The 24,892-nt window shown below is 66.1% G+C and carries 22 protein-coding genes and 1 pseudogene; 15 read left to right on the top strand and 8 right to left on the bottom strand.

Annotation, left to right across the window (positions count from 1 at the left end; translation table 11 throughout):
- Positions 1 to 12: 12 nt before the first annotated feature.
- A complete protein-coding gene (locus tag DEF76_RS13950) occupies positions 13 to 489 on the bottom strand; it encodes a hypothetical protein (RefSeq protein ID WP_114912854.1) in 477 nt (158 codons plus the stop codon).
- Between the two features lie 210 nt (positions 490 to 699).
- Here DEF76_RS13950 and DEF76_RS13945 point away from each other — a divergent pair, with 210 nt between their 5' ends.
- Positions 700 to 1,872, top strand: a complete 1,173-nt coding sequence (locus DEF76_RS13945; protein WP_114913899.1) for a multidrug effflux MFS transporter — start codon at positions 700 to 702, stop codon at positions 1,870 to 1,872.
- 79 nt (positions 1,873 to 1,951) lie between these two features.
- A pseudogene (locus DEF76_RS13940) lies at positions 1,952 to 3,284 on the top strand (aminotransferase class III-fold pyridoxal phosphate-dependent enzyme).
- A gap of 63 nt (positions 3,285 to 3,347) precedes the next feature.
- Here the strand turns inward: DEF76_RS13940 and fae are convergent.
- On the bottom strand, positions 3,348 to 4,412 hold the full coding sequence (fae, locus tag DEF76_RS20465; RefSeq protein ID WP_162800669.1) for a formaldehyde-activating enzyme: 1,065 nt from the start codon (positions 4,410 to 4,412) through the stop codon (positions 3,348 to 3,350).
- Between the two features lie 245 nt (positions 4,413 to 4,657).
- A complete protein-coding gene (locus DEF76_RS13930) occupies positions 4,658 to 5,665 on the bottom strand; it encodes a C-terminal binding protein (protein WP_240319011.1) in 1,008 nt (335 codons plus the stop codon).
- A 142-nt stretch (positions 5,666 to 5,807) separates the two neighbouring features.
- Here DEF76_RS13930 and DEF76_RS13925 point away from each other — a divergent pair, with 142 nt between their 5' ends.
- From DEF76_RS13925 to DEF76_RS13900, 6 genes are all read left to right on the top strand, one after another.
- Positions 5,808 to 6,131, top strand: coding sequence for an AtpZ/AtpI family protein (locus tag DEF76_RS13925; RefSeq protein WP_114912852.1), 324 nt, complete (start codon positions 5,808 to 5,810; stop codon positions 6,129 to 6,131).
- A gap of 69 nt (positions 6,132 to 6,200) precedes the next feature.
- Positions 6,201 to 6,959: a F0F1 ATP synthase subunit A gene (locus DEF76_RS13920; RefSeq protein ID WP_114912851.1), complete on the top strand. Its 759-nt coding sequence runs from the start codon at positions 6,201 to 6,203 to the stop codon at positions 6,957 to 6,959.
- A gap of 52 nt (positions 6,960 to 7,011) precedes the next feature.
- Positions 7,012 to 7,236 (top strand): ATP synthase subunit C family protein, encoded by a 225-nt coding sequence (locus DEF76_RS13915; RefSeq protein ID WP_114912850.1) that lies wholly within the window; start codon positions 7,012 to 7,014, stop codon positions 7,234 to 7,236.
- Between the two features lie 71 nt (positions 7,237 to 7,307).
- A complete protein-coding gene (locus tag DEF76_RS13910; protein ID WP_240319010.1) occupies positions 7,308 to 7,886 on the top strand; it encodes a F0F1 ATP synthase subunit B family protein in 579 nt (192 codons plus the stop codon).
- A gap of 16 nt (positions 7,887 to 7,902) precedes the next feature.
- Complete coding sequence (locus tag DEF76_RS13905) at positions 7,903 to 8,418, top strand: F0F1 ATP synthase subunit B family protein (protein WP_114912848.1); 516 nt, start codon at positions 7,903 to 7,905, stop codon at positions 8,416 to 8,418.
- Complete coding sequence (locus tag DEF76_RS13900) at positions 8,384 to 8,983, top strand: YajG family lipoprotein (protein WP_114912847.1); 600 nt, start codon at positions 8,384 to 8,386, stop codon at positions 8,981 to 8,983. Before DEF76_RS13905 ends, DEF76_RS13900 begins: the two co-directional genes overlap by 35 nt.
- A 22-nt stretch (positions 8,984 to 9,005) precedes the next feature.
- Here DEF76_RS13900 and DEF76_RS13895 read toward each other — a convergent pair whose 3' ends face one another.
- Genes DEF76_RS13895 through DEF76_RS13885 form a run of 3 tightly spaced genes read right to left on the bottom strand, consistent with a single transcriptional unit; the run spans position 9,006 to position 11,939 of the window.
- Positions 9,006 to 9,893, bottom strand: coding sequence for a prephenate/arogenate dehydrogenase family protein (locus tag DEF76_RS13895; RefSeq protein WP_114912846.1), 888 nt, complete (start codon positions 9,891 to 9,893; stop codon positions 9,006 to 9,008).
- The gene (gene hisC / locus DEF76_RS13890) at positions 9,886 to 10,992 is read right to left on the bottom strand and encodes a histidinol-phosphate transaminase (RefSeq protein ID WP_162800668.1); all 1,107 of its coding nucleotides are present in this window, start codon (positions 10,990 to 10,992) and stop codon (positions 9,886 to 9,888) included. Before hisC ends, DEF76_RS13895 begins: the two co-directional genes overlap by 8 nt.
- On the bottom strand, positions 10,989 to 11,939 hold the full coding sequence (locus tag DEF76_RS13885; RefSeq protein WP_114912844.1) for a chorismate mutase: 951 nt from the start codon (positions 11,937 to 11,939) through the stop codon (positions 10,989 to 10,991). Before DEF76_RS13885 ends, hisC begins: the two co-directional genes overlap by 4 nt.
- Before the next feature lie 109 nt (positions 11,940 to 12,048).
- Between DEF76_RS13885 and metX the strand changes: the two genes are divergently transcribed.
- Positions 12,049 to 13,206 (top strand): homoserine O-acetyltransferase MetX, encoded by a 1,158-nt coding sequence (gene metX / locus DEF76_RS13880; protein WP_114912843.1) that lies wholly within the window; start codon positions 12,049 to 12,051, stop codon positions 13,204 to 13,206.
- A gap of 44 nt (positions 13,207 to 13,250) precedes the next feature.
- Positions 13,251 to 13,853, top strand: coding sequence for a methionine biosynthesis protein MetW (gene metW, locus DEF76_RS13875; protein WP_114913897.1), 603 nt, complete (start codon positions 13,251 to 13,253; stop codon positions 13,851 to 13,853).
- A gap of 19 nt (positions 13,854 to 13,872) precedes the next feature.
- On the opposite strand, the gene DEF76_RS13870 is transcribed toward metW, so the two are convergent.
- Positions 13,873 to 18,078, bottom strand: coding sequence for a GAF domain-containing protein (locus tag DEF76_RS13870; RefSeq protein WP_114912842.1), 4,206 nt, complete (start codon positions 18,076 to 18,078; stop codon positions 13,873 to 13,875).
- 221 nt (positions 18,079 to 18,299) lie between these two features.
- Here DEF76_RS13870 and DEF76_RS13865 point away from each other — a divergent pair, with 221 nt between their 5' ends.
- Both DEF76_RS13865 and DEF76_RS13860 read left to right on the top strand, forming a co-directional pair.
- On the top strand, positions 18,300 to 20,036 hold the full coding sequence (locus DEF76_RS13865; RefSeq protein WP_275895683.1) for an AMP-binding protein: 1,737 nt from the start codon (positions 18,300 to 18,302) through the stop codon (positions 20,034 to 20,036).
- Complete coding sequence (locus DEF76_RS13860; protein WP_205216006.1) at positions 20,026 to 20,928, top strand: ion channel; 903 nt, start codon at positions 20,026 to 20,028, stop codon at positions 20,926 to 20,928. Before DEF76_RS13865 ends, DEF76_RS13860 begins: the two co-directional genes overlap by 11 nt.
- Positions 20,929 to 20,935: 7 nt before the next feature.
- On the opposite strand, the gene DEF76_RS13855 is transcribed toward DEF76_RS13860, so the two are convergent.
- Positions 20,936 to 21,490 carry a MarR family winged helix-turn-helix transcriptional regulator gene (locus DEF76_RS13855; protein ID WP_240319009.1) on the bottom strand — a complete coding sequence of 185 codons (555 nt, stop codon included), beginning with the start codon at positions 21,488 to 21,490 and terminating at the stop codon, positions 20,936 to 20,938.
- A gap of 210 nt (positions 21,491 to 21,700) precedes the next feature.
- On the opposite strand from DEF76_RS13855, the gene DEF76_RS13850 reads away from it, so the two are divergent.
- The 3 genes from DEF76_RS13850 to DEF76_RS13840 all read left to right on the top strand — a co-directional run bounded on the left by DEF76_RS13850 (position 21,701) and on the right by DEF76_RS13840 (position 24,881).
- Positions 21,701 to 22,222, top strand: coding sequence for a GlcG/HbpS family heme-binding protein (locus DEF76_RS13850; RefSeq protein WP_114912840.1), 522 nt, complete (start codon positions 21,701 to 21,703; stop codon positions 22,220 to 22,222).
- 218 nt (positions 22,223 to 22,440) lie between these two features.
- A complete protein-coding gene (locus tag DEF76_RS13845) occupies positions 22,441 to 23,508 on the top strand; it encodes a sugar-binding transcriptional regulator (RefSeq protein ID WP_114912839.1) in 1,068 nt (355 codons plus the stop codon).
- A complete protein-coding gene (locus DEF76_RS13840) occupies positions 23,442 to 24,881 on the top strand; it encodes an ABC transporter substrate-binding protein (protein WP_114912838.1) in 1,440 nt (479 codons plus the stop codon). Before DEF76_RS13845 ends, DEF76_RS13840 begins: the two co-directional genes overlap by 67 nt.
- Positions 24,882 to 24,892 lie beyond the last annotated feature (11 nt).

Below are 24,892 nucleotides of genomic sequence, written 5' to 3'. Positions count from 1 at the left end.
GCCGGCGGCGCCTCAGTGAAGACCGTGGGCGGCGGATTGCCGATAGGCGTGCAGCGCGTTGGCAATTGCCGACGAGGGTGGCGTGATTGTGCCTTGGGCGCTCCCTGGGCTCTGGCTTGGGGTGCCGCTGGTGCCGGCGCTTAGCAGCGAACCATGATGATGGCCGAGCAGCGGCCCGGCGAGGGCGAATTGCTGCGTCTCGGCGGTGTCGCTTGCCTCGCTCCCGGCGGCGGCGCCCGTGGGATCATCGCTGTTGTCGGTCGCGGGATTTGAGATCGTGCCGGCCGCGTTCATCGCCGCGGCGAAGGAGGTCGGCTGCGCCCCGAGGCCGGCCGCGGCGCTGACATTCGCCGCCATCGCCGCGGCGCTGTTTGGCGCGGCGTTCTTTTGCGCGTCCTGCGCCGCGAGCACGTCGGCATTGCCGCTGCCGGTCGGGGGCGTCCAGCTCTGGCTTTGCGTGAGAAGCCGATGTGAGAGATGGCTGATCATGGTGGGCTCTCCAATTCTGGCGCACTCTGCGTCCCTGTGACGCTGAGGCGGGAAGACGCAAACCTCGTGCCAGAATTTTGCGCTCGCGCCGCTGCCGATCTTCGCGCTAAGCCGATGGGCAGAGCCGCGCGGCCGGCATTTTCTGCCCGGCCGCATGTGCCGGGCCGCCCGGACGCCGCGGGCGCGCGACGGAATGGAGTTTTCCCCGGCATGAAGCCATCGATCTGGCTGACGTTGCTGCTCGGCGTGCTCACCGCCGTCGGGCCGGTCTCGACCGACATGTATCTCCCGGCTTTTCCCCTGATCGAGGCGGATTTCGGCGGCCGGGCGGGCGGCGCGCAGATCACGCTCGCCGCCTGGTTCATCGGTCTCGCTTTCGGCCAGATCACCCAGGGCTCGCTGTCCGATCGCTTCGGGCGGCGCGCGCCGTTGATTTTTGGAACGTCGCTCTATGCCCTTGCCTCAGTCGGCTGCGCGCTGGCGCCGGGCCTGTGGTGGTTCTCGATCTGGCGGGCGTTGGCCGCGATCGGCGGCTCGGCGAGCATGGTGGTGCCGCGCGCGGTCGTGCGCGACCTCACCGACGGCCATGAAGCAGCGCGGCTGCTCTCGCGGCTGATGCTGGTCATGGGCGTGGTGCCGATCCTCGCGCCGGCGGCCGGCGGCGCCGTTCTCGCCGTTGCCGGCTGGCGCCTGATCTTCTGGATCGCCGCGGTCTATGGCGGGATCTGCACGCTGCTGGTCTGGCGCTTCCTCCCCGACACCCTGGCCCAGAGCCGGCGCATCCGGCTCGGCCCGATCGGCCTCCTCGGGCGCTATGCGGCGATCGCGCGCGAGCCGCGTTTCATCACCAACGCACTCTGCGGCGGTTTTGCCATGGCCGGCCTCTTCGCCTATCTCGGCGGCTCGCCGGCGGCCTATATCAGCCAATATCACATCACGCCGGCGCATTATGGCATGCTGTTCGGCATGAATGCCGCCGGCTTCATTTTCGCGGCCCAAGTCAATGCCCGCCTGCTGCCGCGTTTCGGCACCGACCGGGTGCTCGATACCGCGATTGCCGTCGCCGCGCTGGCGACGATGGTGCTGACGCTCGACGCCTTCACCGGCTGGGGTCGCGTGCCCGGGCTCGCCGCGCCGCTCTTTTGCTATCTCGCGGCGCTGGGCTTTTTGATGCCGACCACCACTGTCGGCGCGCTTTCGCGCCATGCCGCGCAGGCGGCCAGCGCCTCGGCCCTGATGGGCACCGGTCAATTCGTGCTCGGCGCGCTTTTCAGCACGGCGGTCGGGCTGATCAATGACGGCACGGCGCGGCCGATGGCGCTTCTCATGCTGGCCGGCGGCGCTGGTGCGTTGCTCACCAACCGTTTTCGCCCACGCGGCTGAAAAATCCGCCCGCCATGGCTTGTCCGGCGAGCGCGGACGCGGCAGGCTCGCCCGATCACGCTCGCGAAAGGTTGCCGCCATGAACGAAATCGCGTCTCCGCGCCCGAACAATCTCGAATCCTTCTGGATGCCCTATACCGCCAATCGCGCCTATAAAGCGGCGCCGCGGATGCTCGCCCGCGCGTCGGGGATGCATTACTACACGCCCGAGGGACGCGAGGTCATCGACGGCACCGCCGGGCTCTGGTGCGTCAATGCCGGGCATGGCCGGCGCGAAATCACCGAGGCGATCCAGCGCCAGGCGGCGGAGATGGATTTTGCGCCGACCTTCCAGCTCGGCCATCCAATCCGCCTTCCAGGCGGCGGCGAGAGTGGCGGAGCTGACGCCCGCCGGGCTCGATCGGGTGTTTTTCACCAATTCCGGCTCTGAAAGCGCCGATACCGCGCTCAAGATCGCGCTTGCCTATCACCGTGCCCGCGGCGAGGCCGGGCGGGTGCGCCTGATTGGGCGCGAGCGCGGCTATCACGGGGTGGGCTTCGGTGGCATGTCGGTCGGCGGCATCGGCGGCAACCGCAAACAGTTCGGCGCGCTTTTGCCCGCCGTCGATCATCTCCCCCACACCCATGCCCCGGCGCATAACGCGTTTTCGCGCGGCCAGCCGGCGTGGGGCGCGCATCTCGCGGATATTCTCGAGGATCTCGTCGCGCTCCATGGCGCGGAAACCATCGCCGCCGTCATGGTCGAGCCGCTCGCGGGGTCAACCGGCGTTCTGGTGCCGCCGCGCGGCTATCTCGAGCGGCTTCGCGCAATCTGCGACAAATACGGGATCCTGCTGATTTTCGACGAGGTGATCACCGGCTTCGGCCGGCTCGGCACGCCGTTCGGGGCCGAGCGGCTCGGCGTGACACCCGATATCATGACCATGGCCAAGGGCCTGACCAACGCCGCCGTGCCGATGGGGGCGGTTGCGGTCAAGGACGAAATCTATCGTGGCATCGTCGATAACGCCCCGGCCGGCATCGAACTTTTCCACGGCTATACCTATTCTGGTCATCCGCTCGCCTGCGCCGCCGCGATCGCGAGCATCGATCTGCACCGCAGCGAGGATCTGCCCGGCCGCGCCCGCGCCATGGAAGGCGCGTTCGAGGAGGCGGTGCACAGCCTCAAAGGGTTGCCCAACGTCATCGACATCCGCAATTTCGGCTTGGTTGCCGGGATCGAACTCGCCCCGCGCGCCGGCAAGCCCGCCGATCGCGCGGTCAGGGTGTTTCATCGCTGCTTCGATAATGGCGTCCTGATCCGCACCACCGGCGATATCATCGCGCTCTCGCCGCCGCTGATCGTGGAAGCCCCGCATATTGAGCGGATTTTTTCGACGCTTACGGACGCCATCCGCGCCGAAGCGGCCTGATCAAGGATAAAAAAAACCCGGAACCGCGCGTTCCGGGTTTTTTTCGGTCGCGCCCGATGCCTCTCAGGCGGCGAAGGGGTGGGAGACGCTGTTTCGCTGCTGCACCACCTGCGCCGCCTTGGGCTCGCCGCGGACGGCGCGGGCGATTGCCTCCTTGGTCGCGCGATAGTTGAAATCCTGGATCTTCTTGTCGTCGTCGGCCAGCCAGTGGATGAAGACGCCGACGCAGATGAAAAGATCATCCGCCTCGCTCTCCGGGATCACCCCTTCCGCGACACTGTCCGCCACCGCCTTGGCCACCGCGTGCTGCGCCGGGCCGAACATCTGCACCGCCTGTTTCGCGCCCTTGATCGTCACCTTGTTGAACATCACCGTCGCCGGCTTGCACAAAAGATTGGGCGCCACCACCGCGAGCAGCGAGGTGAACCCGTCTTTGTTGTTGACCAACGCGTTGCAGAACGCCGTCTCCGCCGCGCTGCCGCGCGGGCCGATCAGCAAATCGATATGCGCGACCTCATTGCCGTCGCCGACCAGCGATTCGCCGACCATGACTTTGCTGATCGGCGCCTGCGGGCCGCGCGCGACGGCGGCCGGCGGCGAGGCAGCGGGCGCCGCCGGGGCGCCGGTGAGCGCGATCCCGAGTTTCTGCGAGAGATAGCCGAACACCGCGCCGATCGCCGCCGACAGCGCGGTATTGATCAGCGGATTGGCCAGCGAGGGTTCCAAGAGGCGGGGCAGCCCGTTGGTCAACAGCGCGAAGCCCGCGAAGGTCGCAAAGCCATAGACATTGGCCGGAATGGTCGCAAACAGCGGACAACGCGCCGCGACCACCAGCACCGCGACGCCGACGCCGACGACGATGCCGGCCCAGATCGGCAGCCCCAGGCTGGCCCCGAGCGGCACGAAAACCAGCACCAGCATCGCTATCCAGCCGATGACAGCGCCGAAGATCATGCCGAGAATGGTGTTTTTGAGGCCGGCCTCCTGACCGCCGCAATGGTAAAAACAGCCCCAGGCGACGAACGCCACCCAGATTTGCAAAACGCCACCGAGCGGGCCGAGAAACAGCCAAGTCGCGACGGCGGCCAGAACGCCGATGGCAAGTGTCAACGCATTCAGCAGAGACATTACGAGTCCTCCCGTAAGTTTTTGTTTATTCGGGTTTGCCGGAGCAGGCACGTGTTCGTAAGGGCGTTCTCCCAACTCGGGGACGCGGCGCGGCGCAAAGGGCGAACCGCGCATGCGCCAATCCTGAGCGGCGGATAGCTAAATCACACTTTGGAATGAATGGGAAGCGAAATCCGCCCGGCATCGTGGCTAGACGCTTGAAAATACGCGCCGAAGAGAGGGCCAGGGTCCCGCTCAGCGCCAGTTTAGAACATTTCGGGGGTGATCACGTTCTGCGGGCGCGGGCCGAGGAGGGCGGCGCGCATGGTTTCCGCCGATTTGACGCGGATGTCGTGCCAGGCTTCTGGCGTATGGAACGCCGAATGCGGGGTGATGATCAGCCGCCCTTCGACCCAAGGCGCGCGCGCGCGGTAGGCTGCGAGCAGAGTCGGGATCGGCTCGACCGGCGGCTCGACCGGCAGCACGTCGAGGCCGGCGCCGGCGATATGCCCAGACTGCATCGCCGCCGCCAACGCCTCGATATCGAGAATCGGCCCGCGCGCCGTGTTCACCACCACCGCGCCACGCGGCAGCTTCGCGAGTTCCGCCGCCCCGATCATCCCCCGCGTCTCGGGCGTGAGCGGGGTGTGGAGCGAAAGCGTGTCGGCTGCGGCGAGCAGATCCTCGAGGCTTCGCGCCCGCGCGATGCCGAGCGCGCGCTCGACGCCATTGGGCTGATACGGGTCATAGGCGATGACGCGGGCGCCGAACGCCTTGGCGCGCAGCGCGACCGCGGTGCCGATGCGGCCGAGACCGAGAATGCCAAAGGTGAGCGTGTCGTTCCGCCGGATCAGGGGATGGTCGAGATAGGTCCAGGCGGCCGGCGGGGCGGCACGCTGCGCCGCGTGGTGGAGCAGCAAGCCGCGACGGAGCGCCAAGGCCAGCGCCATCGCGTGATCGGCGACCTCGGTGGTGCCGTAATCGGGAACGTTGCAGACCAGAATGCCGCGGCGGGCGCAGGCGGCGCGGTCGAGCCGATCATAGCCGACCCCCATGCGCACGACGGCGCGCAGGCGGGGAAACCGCGCGAGGTCGTCGCCGGTCAGAAAATGGCGGAAAATCATCAGCCCCTCGGCTTCCGCCGCGAGTGAGTCGGGGATCTCCGCGATCCGCGCCGCGCGCGCGAAGACGACGCCGATGTCAGGGCCGAAAATCCCGCGCTCCACCGCGTCGTCCGGGTAGAGCGTTTCCGAATACAGCACCATTCCGGCCATGATGTCCTCCCGATGAGGCCGACGATGGTGCGAAAGATGGCCGCTCATGGCAAGATGCGCTTCAAGCATTCTTGACGAGATCGCCCCTGGCCTCTAGCAAGCGCCTGCCTTCCGGTGGAACCCGCCGCCGAGCGAGGAGCGCATGGACGAAGATCAGGCCGGCGAGGATGAGGAGCGCGGCGCGGCGTCATTCGAGGCGCGGCTGGCCGCGGCCCGCGAGCGCCAGGGGCTTGATCGGCCGGACGCCTCGCCGCAAGGCACGGATTTGCCGCCCAACGCCCTTGCCTTGGGCCTCAGGGTCGGCGTGGAATTGGCTTCGGCGCTCGCGGTCGCGGTCGCCATCGGCTATTGGCTGGATCGCTGGCTGCATACGAGGCCGCTGTTTCTCGCGGTTTTCGTGCCGCTCGGCGGGGCGGCCGGGGTGATGAATGTCTGGCGTCTGGTCGGCCCGCGCGGCCGGCGCTAGAGGCTAACGTGGCTCGCGGTTTGGTGACGCGATCGGCCGGCGCGGCTGGTCTGGAGAGGGAAGACGGTCTTGGCGGCAGAAGGTTCAGCGATCGACGCTCTGGGGCAGTTCCGCCTCGGTCATGGCCTCGGCGAGGTCGGTGGCGCGGTGAATTTCACCAACGCCAACGAAATCATGCTGCTCGCCGGCGCGATCATTCTCGGGCTGCTCTATTTCGGCATGAAGCCGCGCGCCATCGTCCCCGGCCGGCTGCAGGCCCTGGCCGAATATCTCTATGATTTCATCTACACCATGTGCCTCGATCAGATCGGCGAGGAGGGAAAGCGGTTTTTTCCCTTCATCTTCACGCTGTTCACCTTCATCCTGATGGGCAATCTGCTCGGCCTGTTTCCCTATTTCTTCACCTTCACCAGCCATATTATGGTGACCGGCGCGCTTGCGATTTTGGTCATCGTTTTGGTGACGCTGGTTGCGCTGCGCATCCATGGTCTGCATTTCTTCACCTATTTCTTTCCGGCCGGTGCGCCGAAACTGCTCGCGCCGCTGATCATCCCGATCGAAATCCTTTCCTATCTCTCGCGCCCGGTTTCGCTCTCCATTCGTCTTTTCGCCAACATGACCGCCGGGCACGTGATGTTCGAGGTGTTCGCGAGCTTTATGCTGATGCTCGCCGGCGCGCTCGGCGCGCTTGGCTACGCGGTCGCGCTCGGCCCGCTCGCGCTCAATATCGCGCTGATGGGGTTCGAGCTTCTGGTGGCGTTCCTGCAAGCCTATGTGTTCGCCATCCTTACCTGCATCTACCTGCATGACGCGGTGCATCTGCACTGAGCCCGCCCGGCAGGCATTCCCCCCCAATCTCGTCAACGGAAAGGACCACACCATGGACGTCAACGCAGCCAAAGCCCTCGGGGCCGGTATCGCCGTCATCGCGCTCGCCGGGGTCGGCATCGGCATTGGCAACATCTTCTCCTCGCTGGTCAGCAGTGTTGCCCGCAATCCGGCCTCGCGCGATCAGGTGTTCGGCATCGGCATTCTCGGCTTCGCGCTGACGGAAGCGGTGGCGCTGTTTGCGCTCCTCATCGCCTTCCTCATCCTGTTCGCCTGAGCCGCTCCGGCCGCGACCGCAACCGCCCATGACCGCCGGCGTCTGTGCCGGCGGGGGATGTGATGGAAGACATGATGCCACGCCGTCTCGCCGCCTCGCTACCTTTGGTCGCTTTTCCCGCCTTCGCTCAGGCGGCGGAAAAGGGCATGCCGCAGCTCGACTTTGCCAACAAGCTGCTGATCAGCCAGGTGGTGTGGCTCGCCATCATCTTCTTGGCCCTCTATTTGCTGCTCGCCCAATGGGGGCTGCCGCGCGTCGCCTCGGTGCTGGCCGAGCGGGCGCGGCGCATCAAGGGCGATCTCGATGCCGCCCATGCCGCCAAAAAAACCGCCGATGACGCCATCGCCGAGCTGAATGCCGCGGCTCGCCATGCCCATGCCGAGGCGGGGGCGGCCATCGCCGGCGCGACCGAGCGGGCAAAACACGAGGCCCTGGCCCATGCCAGTGCTCTCGAGGCTCGGCTCAAAGCCGATCTTGATGCCGCCGAGGCGCGTATCCTCGCCGCCGAACAGGCGGCGAAGGGCGCGTTACGCGAAGCCGCATGCGAAACCGCGGCGATCCTGGTCACCCGCCTTGCCGGCTTCGCCCCCGATGCCGGCGCGGTCACCACCGCGGTCGACCGCGCGCTCGCGGGCCGGGCGGCGGGCTGAGAGAAGGAACCCTCTGATGGAACGGGAAGCGCTGAGCGGTATTTTCTGGGAGCGCCCAACCTTCTGGGTTGCGGTCGCCTTCGTGCTGTTCTTCGTGCTGTTCGGCAAGCGCTTGTTCGCGGCGCTGACGGCGATGCTCGATGCCCGCGCCGCCGCGATCCGCCATGAACTCGAGGAAGCGGCGCGGTTGCGCCGCGAGGCCGAGGACATGCTGCGCGAGGCGACGCGCAAACGCGAAACCGCGCTGGCCGAAGCCAATGCGCTGCTCGAAAAGGCCGAAATCGAGGCAGCCCGCTTGGCCCAGGCGATTCGCGAGGAGGCCGAGGCCAACGCCAAGCGCCGCGAGGAAATGGCCCATATGCGCATCGCTGCCGCCGAGAAGGCCGCCCTCGCCGAGTTGCGCCGCGCCACCACCGACGTCGCCATCACCGCCGCGCGCGAGGTGATCGCCCACGATCTCACCGCCGAGGCCGGCAGCGCGCTCGTGGATCAGGCCATTGCCGGATTGCCGAGCGCGCTCCGCGCCGCCTGACGGCGCCGCATCCCGCAGCCTCGGCGCGTGCTCGCGGCGCGCGCTTTTATTCGTGCCATGGCTCGCCGCCTGCACGGCGCCGACACCCCCGGCCAACGCCGCCATCGGCCTGCCGCAGGTGCTCGACCGCCGCCGCGCCAAGCCAGATTGGCTCGGCGAGGTGCGCGGCACCGATGGCAGCTTCCGTGAAACCCTGACCGCGCCCTATCCGATCGCGCGGCTGGTGCAGCAGCGCTTCACCGCCGGCCTCGAGCAACGCGGCGAACTCGCGCTTGACGCCGCGCCGACGCTCGGGCTCCGCCTCACGCTGCATCGCTTCGAAATCGTCGCGGTGACCGACCTCGCGGCCTTCGCCGATATCGATATGCGGCTCTACGATCTCGCCTCCGGCCGTGAGCGTGATCGCCAGCCTCTGCAAAACGCCACCGCCGTCGCCCTCGATCCCGCGACGCCGATCGCCGCGCAAGCGCAAACCCTGGCACTCGGCTTTCTCGCGACCCTCGCGCGCAACGCCCTCGATGCGCCGCAATTTCGCGACGTCATGCAGCCGCCCCGCGTCGGCTAACGACGTCGCGCCCGCCGTGCCCTCACGCCTGATTGAGATCGATCAGGCTCTGGCGGATCTTGCGGCCGCGCTTGACCTTGTCCTCGATATAGGCGCCATCCGCCCAGCGCACCGCGCGCGCCATCGCCTGCGCGTCCTCCATGAAGCGCGCCAGCATCTCGAGCAGCGCCTCGCGGTTGTTCAAGAACACGTCGCGCCACATCACCGGGTCGGAGGCGGCGATGCGGGTGAAATCGCGAAAGCCGCTGGCGGCGAATTTCAAAACCTGACTGCGGCTCTCATCGGCGAGATCGTCGGCGGTGCCGCAGATCGTAAAAGCGATGAGATGCGGCAGATGGCTCACGATCGCGAGCACCCGGTCGTGATGCCCGGCCTCCATGGTCTCGACCATCGCGCCACAGCGGCGCCAGAATTCGCTGACCCGTGCCACCGCCGCGGGGTCGCACGCCGCGGGCGGCGTCAAAATCGTCCAGCGGCCCTCGAAAAGGGTCGCGAAACCGGCATCGGGGCCGGAATGCTCGGTGCCGGCCAAAGGGTGACCGGGGACGAAATGCACGCCTTCGGGGAGATGCGGGGCGACGTCGCGGAGCACCGATTGCTTGGTCGAGCCGACGTCGCTCACGATCGCCCCCGGCGTGAGCGCCGGCGCCATGGCCGCCGCGATCGCGCCATAGGTGCCGACCGGGGTGCAGAGCATGACGCCATCGGCCCCGGCCACCGCCGCCGCCGGATCTTCCTCGATACGGTCGGCAAGGCCGAGTTCGCGCACCCGCGCGCGGGTTGCGGCACTTTGCGCGCAGGCGACGATTTCGCCGGCGAGATCGCCGCCGGCGCGCGCGCGGTGCGCGATCGAACTGCCGATCAGCCCGACGCCGATCAGCGCGAGGCGGCGGAAAACCGGCTCAGCCATGCGGCGTGCCGGCCATGAAGTCAGAGAGCGCCGCCGCGACCAGCTCGCATTCCTCCGCCGTGCCGATGGTGATGCGGAGACAGTGCGGCAGATCATAGCCGCCCATCGGCCGGACGATGATGCCTCGCTCGCGGAGATGGGCGTTGGCCGCGGTGGCACGCTCAGGGGTCGCGAAATCGGCGAGCAGGAAATTGCCCTCGCTCGGCCAGATGGTGATGCCCAGAGCGCGCAACGCGTCCCCGAGGCGCTGGCGCCAGAGCGTGTTATGTTCGCGGCTTTTTTCCACCCAGCCGGGTTCGGCTAGCGCCGCGATCGCCGCCGCCTGCGCCGCGGCATTGGTGTTGAAGGGGTTGCGCACCCGGTTCATGACATCGATCACCGCAGGCGGCGCATAGGCCCAGCCGAGACGAAGCCCGCCCAGGCCGAAGATCTTCGAAAATGTCCGCGTCATCACGACATTGTCGCCGGCGTCGACGAAGGCAGCACCCGGCTCGTAATCGGTGCGGGTGACGTATTCGGCATAAGCGGCGTCAAGCAAAAGCAGCACCTCGGCCGGCAAACCAGCGCGCAGCCGCGTAATCTCGCGCGCGGTGAGCAGGCTTCCGGTCGGGTTATTGGGGTTGGCGAGGCAGACGAGGCGCGTTGCCGGCGAGACGGCGGCGAGAATGGCATCGACATCGGCGGTGAGGTTGCGTTCGGGCACCTTGATCACGCGCATGCCGGCATAGCGACCGGCGATATGATACATGGAAAACCCGTGCCGGGTCATGATCAGCTCGGTGCCGGCGCCGCCATAGGAGAGGGCGAGCTGATAGATCAGATCATCCGAACCATTGCCACAGACGATGCGCGCCGGATCGAGGCCGAAACGGGCACCGATAGCGGCGCGGAGATCGCTTGCGGCGCCGTCGGGGTAGCGGAAAATCTCGGAGGCGAGCCGGATATAGGCCGCCTGCGCGCCGGGCGGGGCGCCGAACGCACCCTCATTGGAGGAGAGCTTGAGCACCCGGTTGACGCCGGGGACATGGGATTCGCCGCCGATATAGGGGGCGATGGTGAGAATTTCGGGGCGTGGGCGCGGCCCCATCGCTGTGCTCATGGCTGGTCATCCTCAAACGGCTCGGCATAGGCGCCGAGCCGCACGGCGGGGCGCAAAAGCCCTTCGATGGCGGCAAGCCGGGGATCGTCTTCCGCGATGAAACCGGCAAGATCGACCAGCGCCTGGGCGATTTTTTGCTCGCCCTCGCGGCGCAGCAGAATGGTGCCGGCGCTGAGGCCGGCAGCGGCGATTTGGCTCGCGAGGCGGGCGCGGCTGGTCTCGGCGGGGAATTCGAGGCCAAACAGGGTGCGATCGGCGCCGCTTGCATCGGGGGCAATGGCGGCGGCGACGAAAGCCGCGGCGCGCGGCGCCCCCTCGGGTCGCGGCGCCCAGAACGGTAGGCGGGCGATGATGTGGATGCGCCCGCCGCCGAGGTCGGCGCGCCCCTCGGCGCGGCCGGGCGACATCCTGTCCTGATGCAGGAGAGACGTCCACCACAAGGCGCTGCCGGCATCCTCTTCCGCCGGCAGCGGCAGCACCACGACCGCGGCGACGCCGGCGGCGACGTCGCCGATCGCCTGCGAGGCGCTGCGGTGGAGATGCAGCGGCGTCAACGCCCCGAAATGCTCGCGCGCGAGAAGACCGATCGCGCCCTTCTGGCTGCCGCCCGGCTCACCGACGGCGACCGCGAAATGGCCCTGCTGGGCGAGCGAGCCGGCTAAAATCTCGCGCCAGACGCGGACCACCGCCTGGCGCGGCAAGGGGCCGCCGGCGGCCTTGCCGAGAAGGCGGCGGAGGATCGCCGCCTCGCGCCCGGGGCGAAGCGGGACGCCACCATTTTTCAGGGCCGCGACCTCGGCGACCACCGCGGCGCGGCGCTGCAAGGTCGCAAGCAGGGCATCGTCGATGGCGTCGAGTTCGGCACGCAGCGCCTCGAGGCTTCGCGGCGGCAAGCGCGCGCCCTCGGTCTCGGGCGCGGCGCGGGGAAGGGGATCGGTTGAGGACATGTTTCCGGATCGGTGCTTTCGCCCTCTGATAGCCGAACCATCCGGGCCTGCAAACACCCCTGCTTCCCCCTTGCTGGCGCGGTGGTTGCGCGACGATGGGTGCGCGCTTATGGACGAGGGCGTGAAGCAGGTTTTGGCGCCGCAAGCGATCGCGCATCAGCACGTCGTGTTCGAGGACGGTCTTACCCTCGATAGCGGCGTCACGTTGCCGCGCCTCATCGTCGCCTATCGCTGCTATGGCACGCTCAATGCGGCGCGCAGCAACGCCATTCTGGTCTGCCATGCCCTGACCGGCGATCAGTACGTCGCCGAGCGGCATCCGCTGACCGGCAAGCCGGGCTGGTGGGAGATGCTGGTCGGGCCGGGCCAGCCGGTCGATACCGAGCGCTATTTCGTGATCTGCGCCAATGTGCTCGGCGGCTGCATGGGATCGAGCGGGCCGCGCAGCCCGAAAGATGATGACGAAAGCCGGCTATGGGGTACCGATTTCCCGGCTGTCACCATTCGCGACATGGTGCGCGCGCAACAGCGTCTGATCGCCCATCTCGGCATTACGCGTCTGTTTGCGGTGATCGGTGGGTCGATGGGCGGGATGCAGGTGCTGGAATGGGCGGCGACGTTCCCCGAGCAGGTTTTCGCCGCCATCCCGATCGCGACCGCCGCCTATCATTCGGCGCAGAATATCGCTTTCAACGAGGTCGGCCGGCAAGCCATCTTCGCCGATCCCGATTGGGAGGGCGGACGCTATTGGCAAAGCGGGCGGGTGCCGGCGCGCGGGCTTGCGGTCGCGCGCATGGTCGCGCACATCACCTATCTCAGCGAGCAGGCCTTGACGCGTAAATTCGGCCGCCGGCTCCGTGCCGGCGCCTCGGTCCTCGGGCCCTATTCCGATGTCTTCGAGGTCGAGAGCTATCTCCAACACCAGGGGTCGAGTTTCGTGCGCCGGTTCGACGCCAACGCCTATCTCGCGATCACCCGGGCGATGGATTATTTCGACCTCGCCGCCGATCATGGTGGCGATCTCGCGCAGGCGTTCGCTGGGACGAAAACCCGCTTTTGCGTGGTTTCCTTCAGCTCCGACTGGTTGTTTCCGACCAGCGAGAGCCGCGCCATCGTGCGCGCCCTCAACCGCGTCGCCGCCAATGTCAGTTTCGTCGAGATCGAGACCGACAAGGGCCATGACGCGTTTCTCCTCGACGAACCCGATTTTCATCGCACGCTCCGCGGCTTTCTCGATGGCTGCGCCCAGCACGCGGGGCTCTCGTGACCACGGCCGAGCCGGCGGCGCGGGTGCGCCATCTCGCGAAAAACCTGCGCGTCGATCTCGAACTGATCGCCGGCATGATCGCCCCCAAAACCCGCGTTCTCGATATCGGCTGCGGCGAGGGGACGCTGATCGCGCATCTCTTTCACACCAAAGCCTGTGACGCGCGCGGCATCGAGATCGACATGCGGGAAGTAACGCAAGCGGTGGCGCACGGCTTGCCGGTGATGCAGGGGAATGCCGACAGCGACCTCGCCCATTATCCTGATGGCGCCTTCGACTATGTCGTGTTGTCACGAACCTTGCAGGCGGTCGGGCGGCCGCGCGAGGTCTTGCGCCAGATGCTGCGGATCGGCGCGCGCGCGGTGGTGAGCTTTCCCAATTTCGGCCATTGGCGGGTGCGCTGGCAATTGCTCACGCGCGGGCGGATGCCGATGACCGCGACCTGGGACCGGATGTGGTATGAGACGCCCAACATCCATCCCTGCACCATCCGTGATTTTTTCGAACTCTGCGCCGCCGACGGTTATGCGGTGGAGCGTTGGCTCGCCGCCGATGATGCGGGGCGGCGGGCGCCATGGCGGCGGGCGCCGTGGCTTGCCAATCTGTTCGGCGAGCAGGCGGTGTTCCTGCTCCGCGCGCGACGGTGAGACGCCGGCGACGAGACGATCAGCCCGCCGCGTCGGGCGCCGCCATCAAAGCGAGCAACGCTGCTTGCAGGCGTGCCGCCAGCGCGCGGTAGCGCTCGCTGTGCAGCCCCTCCTGGTGGGCGATTTCATGAACCTCGCGATGCAGCGCGTCGATCTCGCTGCCGAGGAGATCGCTCGCGGCGATGAAGCGGCCGACCGCGCAGCGATCGGCGGACATGACGGTGCGACCGCCGCTATGCGCGAACCGCCATTGCGCGGCGAGCGCCCCGAGCGCCGTGCGCGGGGCATAGCGATCGATGTTGAGGGTAAAGTGTCTCGCCCATTCCACCACCATTGACGCCGGCATCGGTTTCGCGAACGCGAAGCCCTGCCCCGCCTTGGCGCGCAGGATCGCCGCCGCTTCGACCAATGCCTCGCTCTCCAATCCCTCGAGCACCACATCGAGTTCGAGATCCCGCCCGAGTTGCACCAGCGCGCCGATGAAGCCGAGCACCCGGATCGGATCACGGCGGGCGTTGCGCACCAGACTTTGGTCGATTTTCACGGCATGAAATGGCAGCATGCGCAGACGCTGGAGCGAGCTGAACCCCGACCCGAGATCGTCCATCGCGAAACGGACCCCGAGTGCGGCGATCTGCTGCAAGGTCGCTTCGCGTTGCGCCTCGTCGCGATCGAGGCGCCCGGTTTCGAGAATTTCAAGACAGAGCCGGTGCGCGGCGATCCCGGTCTCGGCCAGCGCCTCGCGCACCCAAAGCGCGCACTCGCGGCGCAGCAATGTCGCCGGCGGCAGGTTGATCGAGACACTGAGCGACAATCCCGCCGCATCCCACTCGCGCAGTCGCTGCAGCGCTTGGGAGAGACCGAGGCGAAACAAGAGATCGAGATCGCTTTCGCCGAGCGCCGACAGAAATTGCCCCGGCAGCAAAACGTCGCCATCCTCGAGCACAAGACGCGCCAACGCCTCGACCTGATAGGGTCTGCCGGTCGGGAAGTCGATCAGGGGCTGGTAGTGCATCTGCAACCCGCCGGAAAATAGGCGCGCGCGCCACCGCTCGGCGATCATTTCGGGAACGACCTCGCGTGACGCGGCTTCGCTCTGCTGCCACAACAGGCTGAGACGTTGCATGATCCCGGTGCAGAATTGCCGCATCCAGACTGAGGAGAATTGCCTGGGATAGGCGCCGAGCAATGCCAGCACGAAGACCGGCCGGCCGCGCATGTCCTCGACCGGCAAAACCGCGGCGCTGCAGATGCCGACCGCGGCCATCGCCTCGCGCCAGGGCAAAACCCTTGGATCGGTCGCATAATTGGGGCAAATTTGCATCTCCTGGCTACGCCAGGCCGCCGCCAACAGGCCGCGGCCACGCGGGTCGCTGTCATCGAGATGCGGCGATTGGCCATCCTCTCGCCAGATCGGCCGGATGCCATGTTTCGCGGCGCCGCCGCTGACCTCGATCTCGAACACGCCGTTGCTGTCAGGGCGCAGCAATTCCGCGCCGATGATGCCGGGCAGACCCGATAGCGCCTCCAAATGCGCCTGCGCGACATCGATCCAAAGCCGGCTGTCCCAAAGGCCGCCGTCACGCTCGGGAGAGCGCAGCAGGAAAGAGAAATAGGTCGCGACGGTTCGCTCATGGGCGGCGATTTGTGCCGCCATCATATCTTGGAGCCGTGCCCCGACGATCTGCAACAGCGCCTGCCGCTCTTCCGCGCGCAGGGGTTGGAGCAGCAGTTTCTGGCCGAGCAAGGTCTGAAAAATGCCGACGCCTTGAGCGATCACGGCGCTTTCGACATTCGTCAGGGCATAGACGCGCCCGAGATATTGCGCCTTTTCGAAAATACCCTCACGGCTGATCTTCGGCTCGAACAAACCATCGAGCGACTGTAATTGTTTATTTTTGAGATGCGCGAATTCCGGCTCGCTGACATGCTCAAGAAGCGTCTCGCCCTTCGGATATGTCACCAAATGGTGATAGAAATCGGTGACGAACTCCTCGGTCAGCAGGGCCTTGATCTGCGGCAAGGATGAGAGAACGCGCGCCGCCTCGGGACCGTAAGGGTCGGGCAGCGTCAGCCGGAATTCCTTTTCCGCGAGGGTTTCGGCGCTCCAGCGGTGCCACCATTGCGACCGCCGCGCCTTGTTCGCCTTGGCGACATAAAGGGCCGCGTCGGCGCGGCGGAGCAAGAGATCGGGATTGTCGCCGTCATCGGGAAAGAGCGCGATGCCGAGGCTGAAAGCCGTGGAAACGCTGAGCCCGTCACCGAGATCGAAGGGTTTTTCGACCGAAGATTGCAACCGGTTGAGCAGGACGGGAAGCGTGCTGATCTCGTTTAGCCCCTCGATGGCAAGAACGAATTCATCGCCGCCAAAGCGCGCGAGAAGATCGCTCTCGCGCAGCAAGGCGCGCAAACGCGCCGCAAGCTCGCGCAACAGCAAGTCCCCGCTGGCATGGCCCCAGACATCATTGATCGGCTTGAAATCATCGAGATCGAGGAGGCCGATGGCAAGAAAGCCGCGCTGACGCCGCGCGCGCGCAATCGCGCGCTGGACATGCTCCTCAAATTGCAGACGATTGGGAAGGCCGGTCAGTCTGTCGTGGCGGGCGAGATGGAATTGCTGTTGCCGCTCATACTCGAGCCGGGCTTTGAGATCGATCTCGTCCAAGCCATGTCCAATGAGTTGCGCCACCTTGGCGATGAGATCGAGCACCTCCTGATCGAAACAATTGGGAAGGCGAGAGCTGAACACCAAGGCCGAATACACCGCGCCGCCACGAAAAATCGGCGCCGCCGCGCCAGAAATCCAGTTGCGCTGTTCGAGAAAGCGATGCCAGGGCGCAAACGAAGGGTCGACGAAATAATTATTGCACTGATGCACCCGCCCCGATCGTAAAGCGCGCACCGTCAGCGGCGCGTTTTCCTGCTCGAGACGCACCGCCATACCGTCGAGCACATGCACACCGTGCCCATGGCCGACCCGCATCCGGACCCAACCATCCTGATCAATGCCCGCGATCCATACCGCATCAAACAGGCCACAGGTCGCGAGATGCTCGCAGGTCCGCCTCATGACCGCCTGCTCATCGCGTTGCAGGAGTAGGGAGTCGGTGGCGGCGAGGAGGGCGTTATAGAGGCCGTGCAAGCGCTCGACGCTTTGCTGCTGCTCGATCGCCTCGAGCGCGAGGCCGATATCGAACGCGAGTTCGCCGAGCAGAGAGGCGAATTCCTCGTCGAGCACATCGTCTTCCCGGGCATAGAGCGAAAGCAACGCCCGTGGCTGCCCCTTGACCTTGAGGGGCAGCGCCGTCGCCGCCCCCAATTTGAAGACGCGGGCGCGCGCGCGCCAGGGCTGGTAGCGTTCGTCAACGGCAAAGCTCTGGATCGCCACCGGCGCCCCGCTGCGCCAGGCCGTGCCGGCCGGTCCTTGCCCTTCCGGCCGGTCGGGGTCGCTCGAGATGACGATCTCGTCGAGATACCCGACCGCGCCGCTCGCGGCGATAATCTGAAAGCGGGAGGTCTCGTCCGGCACACCGATCCAAGCGAGCGGCATTTCGCCGCCGCTCGTGGCAACGCGACAGATTTCGGCATAAAAGGTCGCTTGATCTGGCCGGCTCGCGGCGATCTGGTTGACCTCGGCGAGCATGGCGTGAAACTGCGCCAGACGTTGCAAGCGCCGATTCTGGCGTCGCTGCAGGGTTTGCTGACGCGCGGCCTGCAGGATGTTGCCAGCGATGGCCGCGATGTTTTCGAGCCAAACCTGCGCGCGGGCATCGGGCAGGCCGCCTTCGCCGCCGGTCAGCGCGAAGGTGCCGATCAAACGATCCCCCTGCCGGATCGGATAGCTCCAGCACGAGCGGATGTCGAAATCTCGCGCCACAGCGGCGAGATCGGCCCAGCGGGGATCGTTTTGGGCATCGTCGACATAGGTCGGGCGGTTGTGGAAAGCGGCCACCCCGCAAGAGCCGGCACGACCCCCGGGGGCCAGGCCATCAAGCGCGGCGATCATGCCGGGCGGGGCACTCGGGGCGGCGAAAATGCCGAGCCGGCCGTCCTCGCGCATCGCCATGATGCTCGCGATCCGTCCCGGGACATAGTGTTCCGCAAGATGGCAGACCCGGACGGCGAGAAAATCAGCCGAAAACCCAGCCGCCAGATCCCCGAGGATCGCGGTTTGAACCCGGAGCAAGTCGAGTGCGCTCGATTCGTCGAGGCTGGTCGCGGACATGGATGGCCGAAAGAATGTTTTATAGCCTTTGATACCTGACGATGACAGTTTTCGGTATAGGCTTCGTTAATGATGCGTCGCCGCGCTGGCGATCCCACGGCGTCCGTATCATTTTATGCTATTTTCTTAAAAAGATGCCATCGCCAGCTGCGCCGAGGCTTTGCCCCGCTTTGACGAACATCCTATGATCATCAAAACAAGCCACGTTCAGGGGGCACGTCATGCCGACCGACCACATCGAGCCTATCACGCCGCACGACCCCAAAATGAGCTATGTCCATGGCGTCAGTCCAACCCCGCTGCTCGGCGAGACGATCGGCGCCGCTCTTCACCGCGCGGCGGCAAGCGCGGGAGCGCGGCTCGCCTTGATCAGCCGCCATCAGAATATTCGCCTCACCTACGCCGAGCTCGACGCCGAGGTCAGCCGTGTCGCCGCCGGCTTGCTTGCGCTCGGCCTCTCACGCGGCGATCGCATCGGCATCTGGTCGCCGAACAACGCGGAGTGGCTGCTCACCCAATATGCCGCGGCGCGCGCCGGCATCATTCTCGTCACCCTCAATCCCGCTTATCGGGTGAGCGAACTGGAATACGCCCTCAACCTCTCTGGCTGCGCCGCGATCGTGCTCGCGCGGACCTTCAAGACCTCCGATTACGAAGCGATGTTGCGGGGCCTGGTGCCAAATCTCACCGACCCCGAGGGCCGGGTCGAGAGCGCGCGTCTCCCCCATCTCAAGCGCGCCATTCTGATCGGCGACGACGAGGTTTCGGGCTTTCTTCCCTTTGCCGCGATCGCACGCGCGGCAACGGCGGAGTCGGAAGCGGCGCTGGCCGCGGTCGCGCCCACACTGCAGTTCGACGACCCGATCAATATTCAGTTCACCTCCGGCACCACCGGATTCCCCAAAGGGGCGACGCTCACCCACCATAACATCCTCAATAATGGCTTTTTCGTGGGCGAAGCGATCCGTCTCGGCCCCGACGATCGCGTTTGCGCGCCGGTGCCGCTCTATCATTGTTTCGGCATGGTGATGGCCAATCTCGCTTGCCTTACCCATTGCGCGACGGTGGTTTACCCGAGCGCCGGTTTCGATCCGCTGGCGGTGCTCGAAACCGTCGCCGCCGAGCGCTGCACGGCGCTCTATGGCGTGCCGACGATGTTCATCGCCGAACTCGATCATCCCGATTTCGCGCGCTTCGATCTCTCCTCTCTCCGCACCGGCATCATGGCCGGCTCGCCCTGTCCGATCGCGGTGATGCGGCGGGTGATGGAGCGGATGAACATGCGCGAGATCACCATCGCCTATGGCATGACCGAAACCAGCCCCGTCAGCTTCCAGAGCGCGACCGATGACCCTGTCGAAAAACGGGTGGCGACGGTCGGGCGCATTCAGCCGCATCTCGAGGTAAAGATCATCGATGGCGAAGGGCGCATCGTGCCGCGCGGCACCCCGGGCGAACTCTGCACGCGGGGCTATTCGGTGATGCTCGGCTATTGGAACGATGCCGAAAAAACCGCCGAAGCGATCGATGCCGCCGGCTGGATGCACACGGGCGATCTCGCCACCATCGACGCGGACGGCTATGGCGCCATTGTCGGGCGGATCAAGGATCTCGTTATCCGTGGTGGCGAAAACATTTATCCGCGCGAGATCGAGGAATTTCTTTATCGCCATCCGAAAGTGCAATCAGCGCAGGTGGTCGGGCTTCCCGATCCCAAATACGGCGAGGAACTCTGCGCCTGGATCCGCCTTAACGACGGCGAAAGCGCGACCGAGGAGGAAATCCGGGAATTCTGTCGCGGCCAGATCGCGCACCAGAAAATTCCCCGCTATATCCGCTTCGTCGACGACTTCCCGATGACGGTGACGGGAAAAATCCAGAAATTCATCATCCGTGAGAGAATGATCGCCGACCTCGGCCTCGCCAGTCACGATGATGACGCGGCGCATGGCCGATAGCGCGGCGGGAAGGCCGGGCCGGGCGCGCCGGCGCGGGCGCAACGGCGGGCCCATCGTTCGCCGCATCGGCGTGCCGCGCGAGTCCTGGCGCGATGTCTATCATTCTCTGCTCACCCGCTCGTGGGGCGCGTTCTTTGGCATCGTGATTTCGCTCTATCTCGCGCTCAATCTGATCTTCGCGCTGCTTTACGCGCTGCAGCCGGGAAGCGTCGCCGGGGCCAGGCCCGGATCGGCGCTCGATGATTTCTTCTTTTCGGTCGAGACGATGGCGACGATCGGCTATGGCGTGATGCATCCGGCGACGCTCTATGCTCATTGGCTCGTCACCTTTGAGGCCTTGCTCGGCATTCTGTTCGTCCCGCTCGCGACCGGGCTCATCATCGCCAAGTTCACCCTCCCCACGGCGCGAGTCCTCTTCAGCCGCAACCTGGTGATCACCCCAGTCGATGGCGTCCCGACCTTGATGTTCCGGATCGCCAATATCCGCGCGAACCAGATCGTCGAGGCGCATGTCAATCTGACGCTCGCGCGGACCGTGACGACGCGGGAAGGGACGCGGTTCCGCCGGCTGTTCGATCTCACCTTGCAGCGTCACACCAATCCGCAATTCGCGCTCAGTTGGACGGTGATGCACCCGATCGGCCCGGAAAGCCCCTGCGCTGGTTTGACCGAGGCCGCCTGGCGGGACGATGACATCATCATCCTCGCCGTCGTGACGGGTCTTGACGCCACCACCTCGACGACGGTGCATGCGCGCCATGTCTATCACGGCGCGGACGTCCTCTCCGGCCATCAGTTCGAGGATATTTTGAGCTGGCACGAGGCCGGCGAGGTGCATGTCGATTATCGCCGCTTTCATGCCACGCGCGCCGTCACGGCGGCGGCAAGCTGAGAGAGGCTCACGCGGTGGGTGGCGAGAATTTCTCCAAAAGGCCGGAGAGCGACGGGCCCAGCCGCTGCAATTCCTGCTGATGGGTGCGGGCGAGGCCGGCGAGCAGCGCCTCGGCCTTGCCCGTCAACCGGATCAGAACACGCCGCCGGTCCGCCCGATCGGCGAAACGGGTGATCAATCCCGCCTGCTCCAGCCGATCGACGAGTTCGACCGCGCTATGGTGGCGGACATGCAGCCGCGCCGCGAGGGCGCCGACGGCCATCGCCTGACCCTCGGGAAATCCCTTGATCTGCAACAGCGCCTGATGCTGGCGCGGGGTGAGCCCTGCCGCGCGCGCCGCGACCTCGCTGAATTCGACGAAACCATGCAGCAGAAAACGAAATTCCGCGAGCGCCGCGTAATCCACTGACGTGCCGTGATCGGGTGGCATCGCGAAATCGGACGACGCGCCATCTGATTTCGTCCGCTCGGGAGGCGGCGCGCCCCACAGGCCGGCAGCGGCCGCGAACGCGGCCCGCGCCGGCCGACGCCGCTCGCCAAAACTCTTATCGAAGTCGTCCACGCCGCTTCGCCTCCAGACCAACGCGCAATCACAGACCCGTGATAGCAGCCTCTGTGGTCGGATGCAACGCTTTCGGAATGACCGCGGCCGGCCGGCGCGTCCCCTCGCGATGGCCGACGGTCGATTGCTGGTGCCGTAAAATCGCTGCACAGTATTTTGGTCCAAGCGCTGCCCATCCGGGCCGGCGCGTGAAAATCAGGAGGAAAAAAGATGCCATCGATCAACCGCAAAACCGCCCTTTCCCTGCTCGCTCTCTTGGCGACACTCGCCGGCGGCGCCCGCGCGCAAGCCCCGCTTCCCGCCGGCGTCCCCGAACAAATGCCCTACGATCTCCCCTACGGCACGTCGATCACCCTTGCCGAAGCCAAGACGCTTGCCGCCGCGGCGGAGGCCGAGGCCGCGCGCCATCACTGGAAAATGGCGATCTCGGTGGTCGGGCCGGAAGGCAAGCTGATCTATTTCGAGCGCATGGACGACACCCAACAGGCCTCGATTGCGGTCTCCGAGCACAAGGCCCGCACCGCCGCCCTGTACCGCCGCGCGACCAAAATTTTCCAGGACGCCGCCGATGGCGGCCACCCCTATGTGCTCTCGCTTGACGACGCGATCGCCGTCGAAGGCGGCTTTCCGCTGGTCCGCGACGGCAAGCTGATCGGTGCCATCGGTTGCTCAGGCGGGATGTCGGTGCAGGATGGCGTCACCTGCAAGGCCGGCCTCGCCGCCCTCAAATAGCCACGCGGCGGCGCCCGACGCCGCTCCCGACGCGCGGGTCGTGTTCGCGCGCCGGGATGGCGGCATGGCGTGCGCGACGTTGGCGCGCGAAAGGGCTTGACAGGCGGGAAGCCGAATGAAAATATTTTCAGCGTAAAGAAAATTTTTCATGGCGGTCTCGCCTGCCGATGGCGGGGTCTCGTGGCTCGGGCCGCCATGCCGGGAAACGTTCAGCGCCGATGGCAACAGCACCTACCGAGAGCCCCGACGCCGATCAGGAAGACGCGCTCGCGACGCGTGCCGCATGGCTCTATTATGCCGGCGGCATGACCCAGTCCGAGGTCGCCGCCGCCCTCATGGTTGCGCCGGCGAAAGCGCATCGGCTGGTGGCACGGGCGAGCCGGCTCGGGTCGGTGCGTGTCTTCGTCGAAGGGCCGATTGCCGGCTGCATGCAGCAGGAGCGGCATTTGATACGGGAATTCGGCCTGCGCTTTTGCCGGGTCGTGCCGACACTTGCGCCGGAGGCGCTGCCGCTGCGCGCGCTCGGCATCGCCATGGCCGGGGTCTTGCTGAATGAACTCGAGGCCGGGCGCCATCGCGTCATCGGGGTTGGCCATGGCCGCACCCTCGCCGCCGCCATCGATCACCTGCCGCGCCTTTCGCGCCCTGATCTTCGTTTCGTCTCGCTGCTCGGCGGCGTGCCGCGGCAGACCAGCGCCACGCCTTTCGACGTGATCCTGCGGCTCGCCGAAAAAGCCGGCGCCGAAGCCTATCTTCTGCCGGTGCCGTTTTTCGCCAATTCCGCCGCCGATCGCGCGGTGCTGCTGGGCCAGCGCGGGGTCGCGCAAGCCATGGCGATGGCGCGCGAGGCGACGCTCTATCTGGTCGGGATCGGCGATGTCGCCGGCGAGCAGAGTTTTTTGCCCCAGACCGGCATCGTTTCCGCGGCCGAAGCGGCGGCGTTGCAAGCGCGCGGGGCGGTCGGCGAAGTCCTCGGCCGCTATCTCGATGCCACCGGCCGGGAAATCGACACTGATCTCCACGAACGGGTGATCGCCTTGCCGCTCGATGCGATGGCGGGGCGGGAGGTGCTCGGGGTCGCCGGCGGCGCCAGCAAGGTCGCGGCGTTGCGGGCCGTGCTCGCGCGCCAGGTGCTGAGCGGCTTGATCACCGATGAGCTGACAGCGCGGCAGCTCCTCGAGCCGACGGGACCGCGCCAACAAACCAAGGGGAGTTATTCATGCACGAGAAAGCGCAAGACCTCGCGCGCGCCTTCGTCGCCGGCCGGATCGGTCGGCGTGACCTGATCCGGCGCTTGGCCGCGCTCGGCGTCGCGTTCGGCACCGCCGAGAGCCTGCTCAATGCGACCGCGACCGGCGCGCTCGCGGCGGATTTCGATTGGAAGAAGCACAAGGGAACGCAGCTCCGGCTGCTGCTCAACAAGCACCCCTACGCCGATGCGATGATCGCCGATCTCGCCAATTTCAAGGCGCTCACCGGCATGGAGGTGACCTATGACATTTTCCCCGAAGATGTCTATTTCGACAAAGTCACTGCCGCACTCTCCTCGCGCTCGACGCAATATGACGTGTTCATGACCGGCGCCTATCAAACCTGGCAATATGGTCCGGCGGGCTGGCTCGTCGACTTCAATGAGTATCTCAAGGACCCGGCGAAGACCGCGGCGACCTATGATTGGGACGACATCCTCCCCAATCTGCGCGCCTCGACCGCGTGGTCGGGCAAGCCTGGCGCTGAACTCGGCGGGCCGGGGGCGCATCAATGGGCTATTCCGTGGGGCTTCGAACTCAATAACCTCTCTTACAATCAGACGGTTTTCGACAAGCTCAAGCTGAGCCCGCCACGCAACATGGAAGAGCTGATGGCGTCTGCTGCCAAGATCACCAAGGACGCGGGCGGCCCTTATGGCATCGGTGTGCGCGGCAGCCGCTCCTGGGCGACGATCCATCCCGGCTTCCTCTCCGCCTATACGAATTACGGCCAACGCGACTTCACGATGACGGGTGGCAAGCTGAAGGCTGCGATGAACACGCCCGAATCGAAGGCGTTCCATAAGCTTTGGGTGCAGATGATCCAGGACTCGGGCCCGAAGAATTGGGCGACCTATACCTGGTATCAGGTCGGCACCGATCTCGGCGCCGGCGCTTCCGGGATGATCTATGACGCCGATATTCTCGGCTATTTCATGAACGGCGGCGACAATCGCGAGCGCGGCCATCTCGCTTATGCGCCGTTCGCCGCCAATCCCGCCGCCTCGGGGCCGACCTCCAATGTCTGGATCTGGTCGCTCGCGATGTCGAATTTTTCGAAACAGAAAGATGCCGGCTGGACCTTCATTCAATGGGCCTCTGGCACCGACCATCTCCTGTTCGGTGCGCGCAAGAACGACGTCGTCAACCCGGTGCGCAACAGCGTCTGGCGCGATGCCGACTTCAAGGAGCGGATCGCCAAATCCTATCCCGGCTATCTCAATCAATACGAAAAGACCGCGCCGGATGCGAAAATCTATTTCACGCCGCAGCCGCTGTTTTTCAATCTCACCACCGAATGGGCGGCATCGTTGCAACGCATGGTCGCGCGTGAGGTGAGCGTCGATGAGGGTCTCGACAAGCTCGCCGAAAGCGTGAACCGCCAGTTGCATCAAGCCGGCATCGGCTAACGAAGGGGTGG

The organism is Acidibrevibacterium fodinaquatile (assembly GCF_003352165.1).
GTDB lineage: Bacteria > Pseudomonadota > Alphaproteobacteria > Acetobacterales > Acetobacteraceae > Acidibrevibacterium > Acidibrevibacterium fodinaquatile.
Note: the sequence above shows the minus strand (reverse complement) of the source record. Positions and strands in the feature narration are given on the sequence as shown.